Origin of the sequence: Mycobacterium lehmannii, assembly GCF_001499925.1 — a bacterium.
Classification (GTDB): Bacteria; Actinomycetota; Actinomycetes; order Mycobacteriales; family Mycobacteriaceae; genus Mycobacterium; species Mycobacterium lehmannii.
The window spans coordinates 85,608-100,648 of the sequence record NZ_LQIR01000045.1 but is presented as its reverse complement, the minus strand read 5'-3'; the positions used below and the strand labels follow the sequence as shown (position 1 = coordinate 100,648).

The window sequence follows — 15,041 nt, the reverse complement described above, 5'->3', positions numbered from 1 at the left end:
GTGCTTGGTAGGTTAGCCTACAAGGGTGATTGAGGTCGAGGAGTTCCGGGCCGAGGTCCGCGACTGGCTCGCCGACAACCTCGTCGGGGAGTACGCCGCACTCAAGGGCCTTGGCGGGCCGGGCCGAGAACACGAAGCTTTCGAGGAACGCCGAGCGTGGAACCAGCATCTGGCGGCGGCCGGATTGACGTGCCTGGGCTGGCCCGAAGAGCACGGCGGTCGCGGTCTGTCGGTGGCGCACCGGGTGGCGTTCTACCAGGAGTACGCGATCGCGAACGCTCCTGCGAAGGTCAACCACTTCGGCGAGGAGTTGCTGGGACCGACGTTGATCGCGTACGGCACCCCCGAGCAGCAGAAGCGCTTCCTGCCGAAGATCCTCGACGTGACCGAGTTGTGGTGCCAGGGCTACTCCGAACCGGGTGCCGGCAGCGACCTCGCCAACGTGTCCACGACCGCCGAACTCGACGGCGACCAGTGGGTGGTCAACGGGCAGAAGGTGTGGACCTCGCTCGCGCACTGGGCGCAGTGGTGCTTCGTCGTCGCCCGCACAGAGAAGGGCTCCAAGCGGCACACCGGTCTGTCGTATCTGCTGGTGCCGCTGGATCAACCGGGCGTGGAGATTCGCCCCATCGTGCAGCTGACCGGCGACTCGGAGTTCAACGAGGTTTTCTTCGACGACGCCCGCACGGATGCGTCGCTGGTCGTCGGCGAACCGGGTGACGGCTGGCGGGTCGCGATGGGCACGCTGACGTTCGAGCGCGGGGTGTCGACGCTGGGCCAGCAGATCGAGTACGCCCGCGAGCTCTCGGGTGTGGCGGAGTTGGCGAAACGCACTGGCGCAGCGGATGATCCGTTGGTCAGGGAGCGTTTGGCGCGTTCGTGGGCTGGGCTGCGGACGATGCGGTCGTATGCGCTGGCGACCATGGACGTCGAGCAGCCGGGTCAAGATAACGTTTCGAAGCTGTTGTGGGCCAACTGGCATCGCGAGCTCGGCGAGATCGCGATGGACGTGCTCGGCCGCGAGGGTCTAACGCTGACCGACGGCGACTTCAGTGAGTGGCAGCGGCTGTACCTGTTCTCGCGGGCGGACACGATCTACGGCGGGTCCAACGAGGTGCAGCGCAACATCATCGCCGAGCGGGTGCTCGGCCTACCCCGAGAGGTCAGGCCTTCGTGAACCTGTCAGAAGCCCCGAAAGAGATTGAGGGACACGGCCTGCTGACCGGCAAGGTGGTCGTCGTGACGGCGGCCGCGGGCACCGGTATCGGATCCGCGGTGGCACGCCGGGCGCTGCTCGAGGGTGCCGACGTGGTTATCTCCGACCACCACGAGCGGCGCCTCGGAGAGGCACGCGACCAGTTGCTCGAACTCGGGTTGGGGCGGGTCGAAAGTGTCGTATGCGACGTGACCTCCACCGCGCAGGTGGATGCGTTGATCGCATCTACGACGGCGCGGATGGGCCGACTGGACGTCATGGTCAACAATGCCGGCCTCGGCGGGCAGACCCCCGTCGTCGACATGACAGACGAAGAGTGGGACCGCGTCCTCAACGTCACGCTGACGTCGGTGATGCGTGCGACGCGGGCGGCGTTGCGGTACTTCCGCGACGCCGACCATGGCGGCGTAATCGTCAACAACGCCAGCGTGTTGGGTTGGCGCGCACAGCATTCACAGTCGCACTACGCCGCAGCCAAGGCCGGGGTGATGGCGCTGACTCGGTGCAGTGCGATCGAGGCCGTCGAGTACGGGGTGCGAATCAACGCGGTGTCGCCGAGCATCGCGAGGCACAAGTTCTTGGAGAAGACCAGCAGCGCGGATCTGTTGGATCGGTTGTCGGAGGGCGAGGCGTTCGGCCGCGCGGCCGAGCCATGGGAGGTCGCCGCCACCATCGCGTTCTTGGCCAGTGAGTACTCCAGTTACCTGACGGGAGAAGTCATCTCCGTGTCGAGTCAACGGGCCTAACCGGTAGTGCGCCTCTCGGCGGTTCGGCGCGCGCCGGCTTTGTAGGCTCCCAGATACACGATCGCGAAGACGCCCAGGGTCAGCACGGTCACCAGGGTGAGCTGCACTTTCTGTCCGGCCGCGATGGGTCGGTGGGCCAACGCATCGCGATATCCGAGGGAGAAGGCGCTGAATAAGATGATGGAGCCCATACCAACCGGGACCCAGAACGCAGCGCCGTCGGCGACGAAGGAAGCACCGCCTCCGACAAGTATTACCACTGCGAAAACCGTTAACCACCAAGTCTTTGCGGGGGTCAAGCCAAGGCCGTAGTCATCGATGGTGTCTGGATCCGCGAACAGCGAATAGGTCTTGCCGCGGATCGAAATGAACCGGGTCCAAAAGTAAGCCACGAAGGTGATGGCGCCCAGAGCAAAGAGCGCCATCAGGAGGCCTTCCTGCCAGTCCGGCGGATAGGCCATGAGGAACACGGAGACGGTCGTGACGACGGCGCCAGTCCAGTAGACGATGCGTCCGATATCTGGCGGCAGCCATCCCGCGAGGATCGCAGCGGCAAGGCCGCCGAACGCGGTAAGCATGAAGAAGTCCTTCATCAGTTCCCAGCCACCTTCTGATAGATACCCTTGCCGATTTGCTCTCCGGCGAGAGAGCCGATGGAGCCGAGGATGAACGCGCCCGCGAAGACTCCGACCGGGCCTGCCGGGGCCCCGAGCCACGCGCCGATGGCGGCCATTCCCGAGGCGCCGACCATGCCGCCGCCGGTCTTGGCGGCAACCTCGCCGAGCGGAGCGCCGTTTCGCCATTCGTACATTCCGACACCGAAGTCGACGAGGTTCCCGGCTACCCCAAGGTTGCCTCCAACCTTCTTGAGCACATCTACGTCGCTCGCCGAGAACCCCGGCATACCTTGCACTGGATGGTCTTTCAGAGGTAGAGAATCGGCGAAGTAGCCGAACGCTTTCGCTCCAGCCGCGATCGGCTTGTTCGCAGCGGACGCCGCCTCCACCAACTCTTTCGGGACGACCCCCTGCGCCATGCTGCTGGTAGCGGCCGCGGCGCCTTCGGGTGACATACCGGCCCGAGTCAGCTGTTCCTGTACGCGTGAGACGACCAATTCCCTTGTCAGCACCTCAGTTCGGTTGATCATCGCCGTGGCCCGATCCGGTGATATCGGCGGCTCCCCCACCAGTCCCCGCTCGAGCATCGCCTGCATCTCCAGTCGTGTGCGCGCCCGGGACCGGGCGTCACCGCCGAGAACCGGATCGGTCGGCAGCGGGCCCTGAGCGATCGAGGTGTGGTGATCGTCGAGCCGCTGGCCCGCGTAGCGCACTTGTTCCAAGCTGGCTGTCGGGTCGTTGATGATGTCGAAATCTCGTAACCGTGCCGCGGCGGCCTGCTTCTCCGGCGTCGATTCGCCAAGAGAGTTCACCAACGCCTCGTCGCGCTCGCGTTGACCGCTGCCGTACTGACCTGCTTCGGCTTTGGCCTCCTGATCTGCCAGCGAGTTTTGTTCACCTTCAACGTGTTGCATTGCTTCCGGGGAGTAGCCCTCGGCAGCCATCTCGTGACGAGACTTGGTCAGCTGCTCGGAATAACCATCGCGCACCGCCTGAACCGATTCCAGTGCTTCGCGGGTCCGGTCGACAGCCGCCTGCCTAAAACCCTCGACATCGGCCTTTTCACCGTTAGCCGCGGCGACGGCGAGTTCATGCTCGATCAGATTGTCGATCCACTTCAGTGATGCGTCGAGGTTCGAGACCACAACGTCACCGCTGCGCTGCGCTTCGGCCAGTGACGCCGACACGTTCTGCAGGTCTACGGCGATCCGGCGGATCTGCTCGTCGTTGAGTTTCAGGGACTCGGTGGCGCGCTTCACCTCCGCCGAGTCGTTGATCGGGTGGCCGCCACCGTCCTGCCGATCCCATGCCGCAGCGAAACGCTGCTGGGCTACGGCGAATTCATTGCTCGTTTCGGTGGTGCACGCTGCGGCGTTGTAGAACGCCGTCGCGAGCTCGCTGATCTGGCCCGGAGACCCGCTCTGCATAGTGCGGTTGACCTGCCACGGATCTCCCCCGGCGGAGCCGGTGAGCAGCCCGACATCGAGGTGCTTGAGGTCGACCGTCACGTCGGCTCAGGCAATCGGCTCGCCCGCCGCGCGCACCGCGGCCGCCCCGACCCGATCGCGTTCGTCGAACAGCGTGGCGCCGTCGGTCGCCTTTGCGGCGAAGCCCTCGAGGTCGGAATGGTGCAGGCGCATCGTCGTCGCATGTGCCTCGTGCGCGCGGCCCAATGCGCTGTGGAAATCATTCGCGCTGTCGAAGTCGCCGAAGATTCCGGAAGGCAGTGCTGTGGCGGTGAACTCGTCCGCACCACGTTTCACGATCTCACCGGCGCTCTTCGCGAAGCCGGCTCCCATCCGAAGCAGGTCGGTATCGACGAACATGGCTCAACTCTAAGGGGATTCCGAGGTCGCTCTGTGCGCGGATTTCGCTCCAGAACGCTCGTCGGTCACCGCTCGTAAGTACAAAACCGGCTCGCCAACCGGGACGCAAGTAGGCAAGCAAGCGCTTGGTTGATATCCTGTGTCGGTGGATCAGGTGCCACAGAAGCAGCCGGTGAGCCAGCCGCCGACGCGCCGCGCCGAGCTACTCGAGCTCGCCGCGACGATGTTCGCCGAGCGAGGCCTGCGCGCGACGACGGTGCGCGATATCGCCGACTCCGCGGGCATCCTCTCAGGCAGCCTGTATCACCACTTCTCATCGAAGGAAGAAATGGTCGACGAAGTCCTGCGGGGCTTCCTCGACTGGTTGTTCACGCGTTACCAGGAGATCGTCGACACCGAACCCAACCCGCTGGAGCGCCTCAAGGGTCTGTTCATGACCTCGTTCGAGGCGATCGAGCACCGGCACGCGCAGGTCGTCATCTATCAGGACGAAGCCAAGCGGCTGTCCGGGCAGGAGCGGTTCTCCTATGTAGAGCAGCGCAACAAAGAGCAACGCAAGATGTGGCTGGACCTGCTCAACCAGGGTGTCGAAGAGGGCTACTTCCGGCCCGACATCGACGTTGATCTGGTGTACCGGTTCATCCGCGACACCACCTGGGTTTCAGTCCGCTGGTACCAGCCGGGCGGACCGCTCACGGCCGAAGAGGTCGGCCGTCAGTATCTCGCTATCGTTCTTGGTGGCATCACGAAAAAATGAGGAAACCATGACTCCAACATCGCAGGCTTACGTCATCGACGCGGTTCGCACCGCAGTCGGCAAGCGCAACGGATCGCTGGCCGGTGTGCATCCCGTGGATCTGGGCGCTGCCGCATGGCGTGGCCTGTTCGACCGCGTCGACGTGGATCCCGGCGCGGTCGACGATGTCATCGCCGGTTGCGTCGATGCGATCGGTCCGCAGGCCGGCAACATCGCTCGCCTCTCGTGGCTGGCGGCCGGCTACCCGGAAGAGGTGCCGGGCGTCACCGTCGACCGCCAGTGCGGGTCCAGCCAGCAGGCCGTTTCCTTTGGCGCACAAGCGATCATGTCCGGAACAGCCGACCTCATCGTCGCCGGCGGCATGCAGAACATGAGCCAGATCCCGATCTCGTCGGCGATGACCGTCGCCGAGCAGTTCGGCTTCACCTCGCCCACGAACGAATCCAAGAGCTGGCTGCACCGCTACGGCGATCAGGAGATCTCACAGTTCCGCGGCGCCGAGCTGATCGCGGAGAAGTGGGACATTTCGCGCGAGGAGATGGAGCAGTACTCGCTGACGAGCCACGAACGGGCACAAGAGGCGATCCGCTCCGGTCACTTCGAGAACGAGATCATTCCGGTCGACGGGTTCGTCACCGACGAGGGCCCCCGTGACACCTCGCTGGAGAAGATGGCCGGCCTCAAGACCTTGGTCGACGGCGGCCGGCTGACCGCCGCGATGGCCAGCCAGATCTCCGACGGCGCCAGTGCGGTGCTACTGGCCTCCGAGCAGGCCGTCAAGGACCACGGACTCAAGCCCCGCGCCCGCATCCACCACATCAGCGCCCGCGGCGCCGACCCGGTGTTCATGTTGACCGGGCCGATTCCGGCAACGGAGTACGCGTTGAAGAAGACCGGCCTGTCGATCGAGGACATCGACACCGTCGAGATCAACGAAGCCTTCGCGCCGGTTGTGATGGCGTGGCTCAAGGAGACCGGCGCAGACCCGGCCAAGGTCAACCCCAGCGGCGGCGCGATCGCGCTCGGTCATCCGCTGGGTGCGACGGGTGCGAAGTTGTTTGCGACGATGCTGAACACGTTGGAGCGCACCGGCGGTCGCTACGGCCTACAGACGATGTGCGAAGGCGGCGGTACCGCCAACGTCACGATCATCGAGCTCCTCTAGGCCTCCCGCGGCCCCGCACTGTCGCCCTCGACGAGCTCTCGCATCGTCGCGAACCCGTCATGGCGGTGCGCTCCGAGCGCCCACACCACGGCGATCACAGGCAACAGTGCGAAGGCCGCCCACCAGTTCGCACCGGCCGGAAGGAGGTCGGCGATCACTTCCGTTCGCGGAGTCCCGTTCACGGTGGCCGGAAGCCACTCGTTGAGCAGGACCGCCAGCATGCGCGAGGTCTGGAACGGCCCGACGCTGGTCGCGATAATCCAGCTGACACAAGAGATCCCAAGCGACCACGGCCATGCCAGCAACAGCGACTGCCTGTCGACCAGTTCGGCGGCGCAGCGCACGGTCTCGGCAAGGTAGGCAATGCCGAGCGCAGCCAGGAGCACTCCGATCTGCGCGGTGAGCAGGTCGTTGACCACGGGATGCGCCAGCTCGTCGTCGGGCCGCGTCGGCAGCCCGATCGCCAGGGCGACGAGGCCGGCCACCAACGCGAGTGTTGCCAGGCGCGCGGCCGTATCGCTGACGCGGTCGAACGAGTCGACGACGGTACGAATCACCAACCGCGACGCCGTAGCCGGCGCGGTTCGATACACGATCACCAGAACGAGACCGGACACCACGATGGCGATCAACCACGTCATCACAGCGGTGCCCACAGCCGTCAGGGCCAGCGATCCCAACAGCGGGACCAGCACGTCATCAGTGCTGACGCTGCTGCGAATGACAATCAGCGGCACGGCGCCGAACGCCACCGCACCCGCCAAACCGAAGACCAACGGAACCGTGAATCGCGTGAGATCGGCGGGATTGAGGTCCAGCTTGCGATTGCGGACGGCGTGAATCTCGGTGCTCAGCACCGACCGCACATGCGACAGCCAGCGCACTATGCCTCCGGCATCACGTCAGTGGTCGTGGATGATCACGCCGCGGATGTTGCGCCCCGCCAGCATGTCGTCGTAACCCTCGTTGATGTCGTTGAGTTTGTATTCGGCAGTGACGGTTTCGTCGAGCAGAAGCTTGCCGTCGCGGTAGAGGTTGAGGAGCCGCGGGATGTCGGCGCGCGGGTTGGCCTCGCCGTAGAGGCTGCCCAGCAGGCGCTTCTGGAACAGCGTCATCATCGCCATCGACAGCGTCGGCGTGACGTCGGCCATCGACGCGATCGCCGTCATCACGACAGCACCGCCCTTGCGGATGATGTTGAGCGCCTCGTCGATCATCCGCCCTTCGAGCACGCCCATGGTCAACAGCGCGGAGTCAGCCATCACGCCGCGGGTGAGTTCGCCGACCAGTTCCATGGCCTCGGGCATGGAGGTCACGAAGTGGGTGGCCCCGAACTCGAAAGCCTTCTCCCGCTTGCTCTCTACGAGGTCGACGACCACGATGTGCTCCGCGCCGGCCAGCCGCGCACCTTGAATCGCGCCGCTGCCGATGCCGCCGCACCCGATGATCACGACTGTATCCCCGGGTGTGACGTCGGCGGTGTTGACGGCTGAACCCCATCCCGTCATCACCCCGCAGCCCAGCAGGCACGCACGGGCCAGTGGCAGATCGTCGTCGATCTTGACGACCGATGCCTCCGACAGCGTGCCGAACTGCGAGAAGCTGCCGATGCCCGACAAGACCCCGACGTCCTGACCGCGGACCTTCCGCCGGTATGTGCCGTCGGCCTGCAAACCGACCAGGATCAGAGCGCCGAGGTCGCACAGGTTCTGATGCCCGCTTGCGCACCAGCGGCAGCGTCCGCACGCGGGCAGGAAGGACGTGACGACGTGGTCGCCGACTTCGAGGCCGCGCACGCCCGGTCCGAGTTCGACGACGATGCCCGCCCCCTCGTGTCCGCCGATGATCGGCAGCGGCACTCCGGCGAAGTCACCCGTGACGGCGTGGTGGTCCGAGTGGCACAGGCCGGTGGCCTCGAACGAGATGAGGACCTCGCCCTCCTTTGGGCCATCGAGGTCGATCTCCTCGATGCTCCACGGCTCGTTGAGTCCCCACAGAACGGCGGCGTTGGTCTTCATGGGCGCGAGTGTAGGAAACCTGGGGCCGGATTACGGGCGAATGGAAAGGCTTACCGTTCAGTGCGCGAGAGCCAGTCCGCCGAGTGCGACGATCCAGCTGGCGAAGCTTCCGACAAGAAAGTACTCGGTCACTTCGTCGATTCCGATTCCTCCGTTTTCCCGCGCCTTCTGGGCGTTGATCTCCGGGAATCGGATGATGCTCTTGGCGGCGACGACGGCCGTGGCCGCGGCGAGCTGGCCTGCCAGGCCCAGCCCGAGGATGAGCACCCGCTCCATCGGACCGAGGAGCCGCCCGCCTTTCAACCGGTCCGAGGCCTGCGGCTCGCCCACCGGTTTGACCGCACCGACGGAGCCAAGCACCAAGCGCACCAACTGATTCCCGGTCACCAGTTGCATGAGCATCACGCCGACGATCATCAAGAGCCGGTCGGGGGACACCGCGATGCCGACCCATGCCGGCCACCGTGCCGCCACACCTGCCACCTCCGAGCTGAGGCCCGAGAGCAGGATCAGCACCCCGAGCGCACCGCCGAAGACGACCAGCGGCGCGATCTGTCGGCGGCCGGTGCGTTCGGCTCGCGCACTGAGCACCACCCAGCCGACCGCGGCTACCGCCGCCACGACGAGCAGCACGATGTCGCCCCACCGCCACAACCCGGCCACCGCTGCGCAACCGGTCACGACAAGGGGTGCCGCCGCGGCGGACAGCCAGACACGATCGACGAGCCGCCGAAGGACATCGGCGATACCGACCGCGATCAGCAGCACCGCGGCCGCGCTCATGGCACGTTCCGCAGATACTGCGCCACGAGCAGGATGAGGTCCAACCCGTCGCGGCCCGCGCGTTGGGACACCGCCGACGCGCTGATGCCCTCGTCCGCCGCGATGTCCTTTTTGGTCTTGCCGGTCAACAGTCCCTTCACAATCCTCAATGAGCGGTCATCGAGCGATCCAATCAGATGGTCCCGACACAGCAGCGCGGCGTTGATCGCGTCGAGGTCGCGGCGGCTCTCGCCTTCGGCCCGAAACGACGTGCGCACCGAGGCCAGTCCCGGTTGGCGTTGTGCGGAGGCGGTCCACTCGATCGCTTCGCGGGCGGCCCACCACCCCGGCCCGTCCTGGATGCCGGACTCGGAATCCAAGATCGTCACGGAACCCCAGCCGATACCGAAGCGGACATCGATGTCGGGCGCGACGGCCAGACCAATGACGAACGCCGCTTCGATCGCCGCGCCGACCGTCCGATAGCTGCCCTGGAACTCGTCACCGACCGTGAACGCGGGTGCGTCGACGGCGTCGCCGCCCGCGTCGGCGAGCGCTTTGTTGAGTGCGCGATGCGTGGCGGCGCGATCGGCCACGTGGCGTGAGCCGATCACATCGCCGATCAGCGTGGCGCGCGGACTCGATGAAGGGGATCGCTTCAGTGTTGCCACATGAAGATTATAGCTTCACTACTACAGAATTAAGTGATATCCTTCACTCGATATAGCCGCTGGCCTGCTGCAGGTGCTTGACCGCGTCGGCCACGATGGTCTCGATCAGCTCGGCGCACGACGGCAGGTCATCCAGAATGCCCGCGACCTGACCGGATGCCAGCACCCCTGCGTCCGTATTGCCCTCGACCAGACCGGCTTTGAGCAACATCGGGGTGTTAGCGGCCATCACCACCTGCGACCAGGTCAACTCCTTGCCGTGCCGCATCTCCAGGCCGTCGCGGATCATCGACCGCCACGTCATGCCCGACATCTTCTTGAACTTCTGCGCGTTTCGGACGGCCGCGGAGAAACCCCGAAGTCGCGATCCGCTCTCCAGCTTCTCGACCAAGCCGGTGCGCAGCACGCGGTGCGGCATCCCGTCGACACGGGTCGATACGACGGTGCCGTCCAAGCCCGATTCGAGGTAGCGGCGCTTGACCGCATCCGGCACCGTGGAGTCCGACGTCAGCAGGAATCGGGTGCCCATCGCGACTCCGGCCGCGCCGTAGGACAGCGCCGCCGCCAGCCCGCGGCCGTCGAAGAAGCCACCGGCCGCAATGACCGGGATCTCGACAGCGTCGAGCACCGACGGCAACAACAATGTCGTTGCGATCGGCCCCGTGTGGCCGCCGCCCTCACCGCCCTGCACGATCACCGCGTCGGCGCCCCAGCCCGCCACCTTCTTGGCGTGCTTGGCCAGGCCGACCGACGGAATCACCACGACGCCGGCGTCTTTGAGCTTGGCGATCAGATCCGGTTTGGGCGCCAGGGCGAATGAGGCGACCTTGACCCCCTCGCGGATCAACAGGTCGATGCGTTCTCCGGCGTCTCCCGCGTCGGCGCGGATGTTGATGCCGAAGGGCTTGTCCGTGGTGCTCTTGACCTTGGTGACCGCCGCCTGCAGTTCCTCGAGCGTCATGGTCGCCGACGCCAGGATTCCCAGGCCGCCGGCGTTCGACGTCGCCGAGACCAGCCGCGCACCCGCGACCCAGCCCATGCCGGTCTGGACCACCGGATGCTCGATACCGATGAGCTCGGTCAGCGGTGTGCGCAGTGTCGGCTTACCCGGCATGCTCACCGAATTTCCTTGTCCCGCAGTCCCCTGGGGTCGATCACCTCACGGATCAGCCTCTGCTCGTCGTCGGTGGGGAGCCGGGTCTGCTCGGCGGAGTCCAGGCCGTGCACCTCGAACGAGGTGTTCTCGGCGACCTGTTCGGGCTCGATACCGGGATGCAGTGACACGGCCCGCATCTGATGATCGGGGCCGTTGAAGTCGAACACGCCGAGGTTCGTGATCACCCGGTACACGTTGACGAACCGGTACGCCGGATTGTCGGGATCGATTTTGTCCCAACCGATACCGGAGACGATGTCGACGGATTCACCGAACACCCGCGTCGAATGGTTGCCCACCCAGTAACTCGTCGCGTGGTTGATGGTGTTGCCCGGTGCCCCGCGCACACCGAACATCTGGCGGGTCGGATGCTGCAGCGGCCCGAATGCCGACAGGTTCTGGTTGCCGTAGCGGTCGATCTGGTTGGCGCCCATGACCACATGGCGCCGCCCCCAGGCCAGCGTCTCGAAGACCCGACCGAACGGCATCCAACCTTCGATCGCCCCTGCGGCGCCGAGTGCGGGCGTGTCGGCGAGCAGGCGCGCCTCGCCGTCGGTCAGCAGGATGTCGGGGGAGAAGGTCAGCCGGGCCAGTCGGGCGCCGATCGAGACCATGGTCGTCATCGGGCTGACCATGATCTCACCGGCGTCGCGGAACAACTCGGCGCACGCGACGGCGCACACTTCGGCACGGGACACCGACATCATTGATCCTCCTGCAGCTTGCGCACCGCGGCCTGATAGTCGGTTTCGGTGCCCGACAGATAGGTCTGCACGAACTCTCGCCACGACTCGTCGGATTTCGCCGCTTCGGCGTAGTGGCGCTGGAACTTCTCGTCGCGACGGTAGTCAGGCTCGGCCGTCGTGAAGTGCGCACCGTTGGGCGCCTCGACGACGGTGTCGACCATCATCCGATTGATCAGAAGCGCCTGCGGCGGAACGGCCTTGACCAGTTCGTCGGTCGGCACCACTTGCTCAACCGACAGGAACCGGCGTTCGGCCGCCATCAGGTACAGATCGTCGAAGTAGGGGTCGATGCCGGTGTAAGCCGCATTGCCCGCAGCGTCACCGAGATTCATGTGAACGAACGCGGCGTCCAGCGTGAGCGCGGGCATCGCGACGAGTTCTTCGTAGGCCTCGCCGGTGGGGTATGGGGACCGCACGGTCTTCAGCTCGTCGCCCCAGAACGCGCGGACATCGCTGCCCAGCCCGGCCCGGATCGGGAGAAACGGCAGTCGCTGGGCCGCGGCCTGCAGTCCGCACCGAAGCATGCCCTCGTCCATCTCGCGGGCCTCGATCGCACCGGTGGTGCGCGCCTTGGCGAACCACGGGTCGTAGAACGGCGGCGAGTCGAGCGACACGAAGCCGTAGTAGGCACGTTTCACCTTGCCCGCAGAGCACAGCAGCCCGAGGTCGGGCCCGCCGTAGGTGACGACCGTGAGGTCGGTTATGTCGGTGCGCAGCAGCGCCCGCACGAACGCCATCGGCTTGCGCCGAGAACCCCAGCCGCCGATTCCGATGGTCATTCCACTGCGAATCTGCGAGACGGCGTCGTCGAGAGTTGTTCTCTTGTCGCTCATTTGGCTCCCTTGTCGGTGCCAGCGAACGCGTCGCGGTGCTCGTCTGACACGCCTGCCAGGTTCAGCTCGAACGTGAAGCCCTGCTCCATGCGGTAGCTGGAGTTCACCTTCTGCACGTCGATGAGGTTCAGCGCCTCCTTGGCCGCCCGGATCACCCGGGTGTCCTTGGCGGCGATGTCGCGCGCCACGCGCAGCGCGGCCTCGTCGAGTTGATCGCGGGGAACCACCTCATGCACCGAGCCGAAGTGGTGCAGCGTCGCCGCATCGACCGTGGCGGCGGTGAAGAACAACCGGCGCATCATGTGCTGGGGCACCAAACGCGACAGGTGCGTCGCCGCGCCGAGCGCGCCACGCTCGACCTCGGGCAGGCCGAAGGTCGCGTCGTCCGAGGCGACGATGACGTCGGCGTTGCCGACCAAACCGATGCCGCCCCCGACGCAGAATCCGTTGACGGCGGCGACCACAGGGACCGCACACTCGTAGACCGCCTTGAACGCCGCATAGCAGCCGCGGTTGGCATCGATCAGCGCGGTGAAGCCTTCCGTGCGCTGCATCTCCTTGATGTCGACACCGGCGTTGAAGCCTCGGCCGGTGGCGCGCAGGATCACGACATGCGTTTCCGGATCGGCTCCCGCCTTGGTGATCTCGTCGGCGAGTTCGAACCAGCCGCGCGACGGAATCGCGTTGACGGGCGGGTAGTCGACGGTGACCGAGACGATTCCCGGTTCGGTGATGGTCGAGTTGATAGTCATCTGAGCTCCCGAGCACTTCCTGGGTCCGGTAGGAAAGCAAGCACTTGCTTGGTACGCTAGCACAGTGACCGACCTGCAAGACATGAACCTCGGCCTCGAAGGCAGGGTGGTGCTGGTGACCGGCGGTGTGCGCGGGGTCGGCGCCGGCATCAGCGCCGTGTTCGCCGATCAGGGCGCCACCGTCGTCACGTGCGCCCGCCGGCCAGTCGAGGGCCTGCCGTACGAGTTCCACGCCTGCGATGTGCGTGACGACGACGCGGTCGCCTCGCTGGTCGAGACCGTCGCCGAGCGTCACGGTCGTATCGACGTGGTTATCAACAATGCCGGCGGATCGCCGTACGTGCTCGCCGCGGAGTCGTCGGCCAAGTTCAGCCGCAAGATCGTCGAACTCAATCTTCTGGGGCCGCTTTCGGTGTCCACCCACGCGAATGCGCGGATGCAGAAGCAGGAACGTGGCGGGTCGATCATCAACATCGCCAGCGTGAGCGGGCGCAGGCCCACGCCGGGCACCGCACCCTACGGGGCGGCCAAAGCCGGCATGGAAAGCCTCACCTCCACGTTGGCGGTCGAGTGGGCGCCGAAGGTTCGCGTCAACTCGGTCGTGGTCGGGATGGTCGAGACCGAACAGTCCGAACTCTTCTACGGCGATGCGGATTCCATCGCGGCGATCTCGCGCAACGTCCCGCTGGGCCGGCTCGCCAAACCGGCGGACGTGGGTTGGGCGGCGGCATTCCTGGCCTCCGACGCGGCGTCATACATCAGCGGCGCATCGCTTGAAGTGCACGGCGGCGGCGAGCCGCCGCACTACCTCGCAACCACCACTGCCGATATCAAATAGTCAAGGGAGACAACGAATATGGGATTGCTCGACGGCCGCGTGGTCATCGTGACGGGGTCCGGCGGCGGCATCGGTCGCGCACACGCTCTCGCGTTCGCCGCCGAGGGCGCCCGCGTGGTGGTCAACGACATCGGTGTGGGACTCGACGGGTCACCCGCCGGCGGTGGTAGCGCCGCGCAAAGCGTCGTCGACGAAATCACCGCAGCCGGAGGGGAAGCCGTCGCCAACGGTGCCAACGTCGCCGACTGGACCCAGGCCGAAGGCCTGATCCAGACCGCGGTGGACACGTTCGGTGGGCTCGATGTCTTGGTGAACAACGCCGGCATCGTGCGCGACCGGATGTTTGCGAACACCAGCGAAGAGGAGTTCGACGCCGTCATCGCCGTGCACCTCAAGGGACACTTCGCCACTATGCGGCACGCCGGGGCGTACTGGCGCGCGCAGTCCAAGGCCGGCAATCCCGTCGATGCCCGGATCATCAACACGAGCTCGGGCGCCGGCTTGCAAGGCAGTGTGGGACAGGCGAATTACAGCGCCGCGAAGGCGGGAATCGCGGCCCTGACCCTGGTGGCCGCTGCGGAGATGGGTCGCTACGGCGTCACGGTCAACGCGATCGCGCCGTCGGCACGCACCCGGATGACCGAGACCGTGTTCGCCGACATGATGGCCACCCAAGGTCAGGACTTCGACGCGATGGCGCCCGAGAACGTCTCGCCGCTGGTGGTCTGGCTGGGAAGCGTCGAATCCAAAGATGTCACCGGCCGCATGTTCGAGGTCGAAGGCGGGATCGTCCGGGTCGCCGAGGGCTGGGCGCACGGGCCCCAGGTCGACAAGGGCGCGCGGTGGGATCCGGCCGAACTCGGTCCGGTGGTCGCCGATCTGCTGACGAAAGCGCGTCCCCCCGTGCCGGTCTACGGCGCGTGAGCGGCCGGTTCGTC

Annotated in this window: 17 protein-coding genes; 6 read left to right on the top strand and 11 right to left on the bottom strand. The window is 66.0% G+C overall.

Annotated features, from left to right (window positions below; genetic code table 11):
* Positions 1-25: 25 nt before the first annotated feature.
* Positions 26-1,177 carry an acyl-CoA dehydrogenase IpdE1 gene (gene ipdE1 / locus AU192_RS19885; RefSeq protein ID WP_064399238.1) on the top strand — a complete coding sequence of 384 codons (1,152 nt, stop codon included), beginning with the start codon at positions 26-28 and terminating at the stop codon, positions 1,175-1,177.
* Positions 1,174-1,962, top strand: a complete 789-nt coding sequence (ipdF, locus tag AU192_RS19880; protein ID WP_064399237.1) for a (5R,7aS)-5-hydroxy-7a-methyl-1-oxo-2,3,5,6,7,7a-hexahydro-1H-indene-carboxyl-CoA reductase — start codon at positions 1,174-1,176, stop codon at positions 1,960-1,962. Before ipdE1 ends, ipdF begins: the two co-directional genes overlap by 4 nt.
* On the opposite strand, the gene AU192_RS19875 is transcribed toward ipdF, so the two are convergent.
* Genes AU192_RS19875 through AU192_RS19865 form a run of 3 tightly spaced genes read right to left on the bottom strand, consistent with a single transcriptional unit; the run spans position 1,959 to position 4,405 of the window.
* Complete coding sequence (locus AU192_RS19875) at positions 1,959-2,555, bottom strand: hypothetical protein (RefSeq protein WP_064399236.1); 597 nt, start codon at positions 2,553-2,555, stop codon at positions 1,959-1,961. The two genes, ipdF and AU192_RS19875, sit on opposite strands and share 4 nt — an antisense overlap.
* Positions 2,555-4,087: a putative alpha/beta hydrolase gene (locus tag AU192_RS19870; protein WP_064399235.1), complete on the bottom strand. Its 1,533-nt coding sequence runs from the start codon at positions 4,085-4,087 to the stop codon at positions 2,555-2,557. The genes AU192_RS19875 and AU192_RS19870 overlap by 1 nt, the downstream gene beginning before the upstream one ends.
* A 6-nt stretch (positions 4,088-4,093) precedes the next feature.
* Positions 4,094-4,405, bottom strand: coding sequence for a DUF2563 family protein (locus AU192_RS19865; RefSeq protein WP_064399234.1), 312 nt, complete (start codon positions 4,403-4,405; stop codon positions 4,094-4,096).
* 172 nt (positions 4,406-4,577) lie between these two features.
* Here AU192_RS19865 and kstR2 point away from each other — a divergent pair, with 172 nt between their 5' ends.
* Together kstR2 and fadA6 are read left to right on the top strand one after the other, a co-directional pair.
* Entirely contained in the window at positions 4,578-5,162 is a 585-nt protein-coding gene (gene kstR2, locus AU192_RS19860; RefSeq protein WP_064399369.1) for a TetR family transcriptional regulator KstR2, read from the top strand.
* A 7-nt stretch (positions 5,163-5,169) separates the two neighbouring features.
* A complete protein-coding gene (fadA6, locus tag AU192_RS19855; protein ID WP_064399233.1) occupies positions 5,170-6,327 on the top strand; it encodes a steroid 3-ketoacyl-CoA thiolase FadA6 in 1,158 nt (385 codons plus the stop codon).
* On the opposite strand, the gene AU192_RS19850 is transcribed toward fadA6, so the two are convergent.
* The 8 genes from AU192_RS19850 to echA20 are packed head-to-tail and all read right to left on the bottom strand — an operon-like array spanning position 6,324 to position 13,265.
* Positions 6,324-7,211 (bottom strand): hypothetical protein, encoded by an 888-nt coding sequence (locus AU192_RS19850; protein WP_064399232.1) that lies wholly within the window; start codon positions 7,209-7,211, stop codon positions 6,324-6,326. The two genes, fadA6 and AU192_RS19850, sit on opposite strands and share 4 nt — an antisense overlap.
* 18 nt (positions 7,212-7,229) lie before the next feature.
* Positions 7,230-8,345 carry an NDMA-dependent alcohol dehydrogenase gene (locus tag AU192_RS19845; protein WP_064399231.1) on the bottom strand — a complete coding sequence of 372 codons (1,116 nt, stop codon included), beginning with the start codon at positions 8,343-8,345 and terminating at the stop codon, positions 7,230-7,232.
* A 57-nt stretch (positions 8,346-8,402) separates the two neighbouring features.
* Positions 8,403-9,128, bottom strand: coding sequence for a hypothetical protein (locus AU192_RS19840; protein ID WP_064399230.1), 726 nt, complete (start codon positions 9,126-9,128; stop codon positions 8,403-8,405).
* Positions 9,125-9,778, bottom strand: coding sequence for a SatD family protein (locus AU192_RS19835; RefSeq protein ID WP_120275724.1), 654 nt, complete (start codon positions 9,776-9,778; stop codon positions 9,125-9,127). Before AU192_RS19835 ends, AU192_RS19840 begins: the two co-directional genes overlap by 4 nt.
* A gap of 43 nt (positions 9,779-9,821) precedes the next feature.
* On the bottom strand, positions 9,822-10,892 hold the full coding sequence (gene ipdC, locus AU192_RS19830) for a (3aS,4S,5R,7aS)-5-hydroxy-7a-methyl-1-oxo-octahydro-1H-indene-4-carboxyl-CoA dehydrogenase (protein WP_064399367.1): 1,071 nt from the start codon (positions 10,890-10,892) through the stop codon (positions 9,822-9,824).
* 2 nt (positions 10,893-10,894) lie between these two features.
* Positions 10,895-11,641, bottom strand: coding sequence for a cholesterol ring-cleaving hydrolase subunit IpdB (gene ipdB / locus AU192_RS19825; protein WP_064399229.1), 747 nt, complete (start codon positions 11,639-11,641; stop codon positions 10,895-10,897).
* Positions 11,638-12,513 (bottom strand): cholesterol ring-cleaving hydrolase subunit IpdA, encoded by an 876-nt coding sequence (gene ipdA / locus AU192_RS19820; RefSeq protein ID WP_064399228.1) that lies wholly within the window; start codon positions 12,511-12,513, stop codon positions 11,638-11,640. The genes ipdB and ipdA overlap by 4 nt, the downstream gene beginning before the upstream one ends.
* A complete protein-coding gene (gene echA20, locus AU192_RS19815) occupies positions 12,510-13,265 on the bottom strand; it encodes a (7aS)-7a-methyl-1,5-dioxo-2,3,5,6,7,7a-hexahydro-1H-indene-carboxyl-CoA hydrolase (RefSeq protein WP_064399227.1) in 756 nt (251 codons plus the stop codon). Before echA20 ends, ipdA begins: the two co-directional genes overlap by 4 nt.
* 82 nt (positions 13,266-13,347) lie before the next feature.
* Here echA20 and AU192_RS19810 point away from each other — a divergent pair, with 82 nt between their 5' ends.
* Both AU192_RS19810 and AU192_RS19805 read left to right on the top strand, forming a co-directional pair.
* Entirely contained in the window at positions 13,348-14,103 is a 756-nt protein-coding gene (locus AU192_RS19810) for an SDR family oxidoreductase (protein WP_174522714.1), read from the top strand.
* A gap of 18 nt (positions 14,104-14,121) precedes the next feature.
* On the top strand, positions 14,122-15,027 hold the full coding sequence (locus tag AU192_RS19805; RefSeq protein WP_064399225.1) for an SDR family oxidoreductase: 906 nt from the start codon (positions 14,122-14,124) through the stop codon (positions 15,025-15,027).
* The last annotated feature ends 14 nt before the right edge of the window (positions 15,028-15,041 follow it).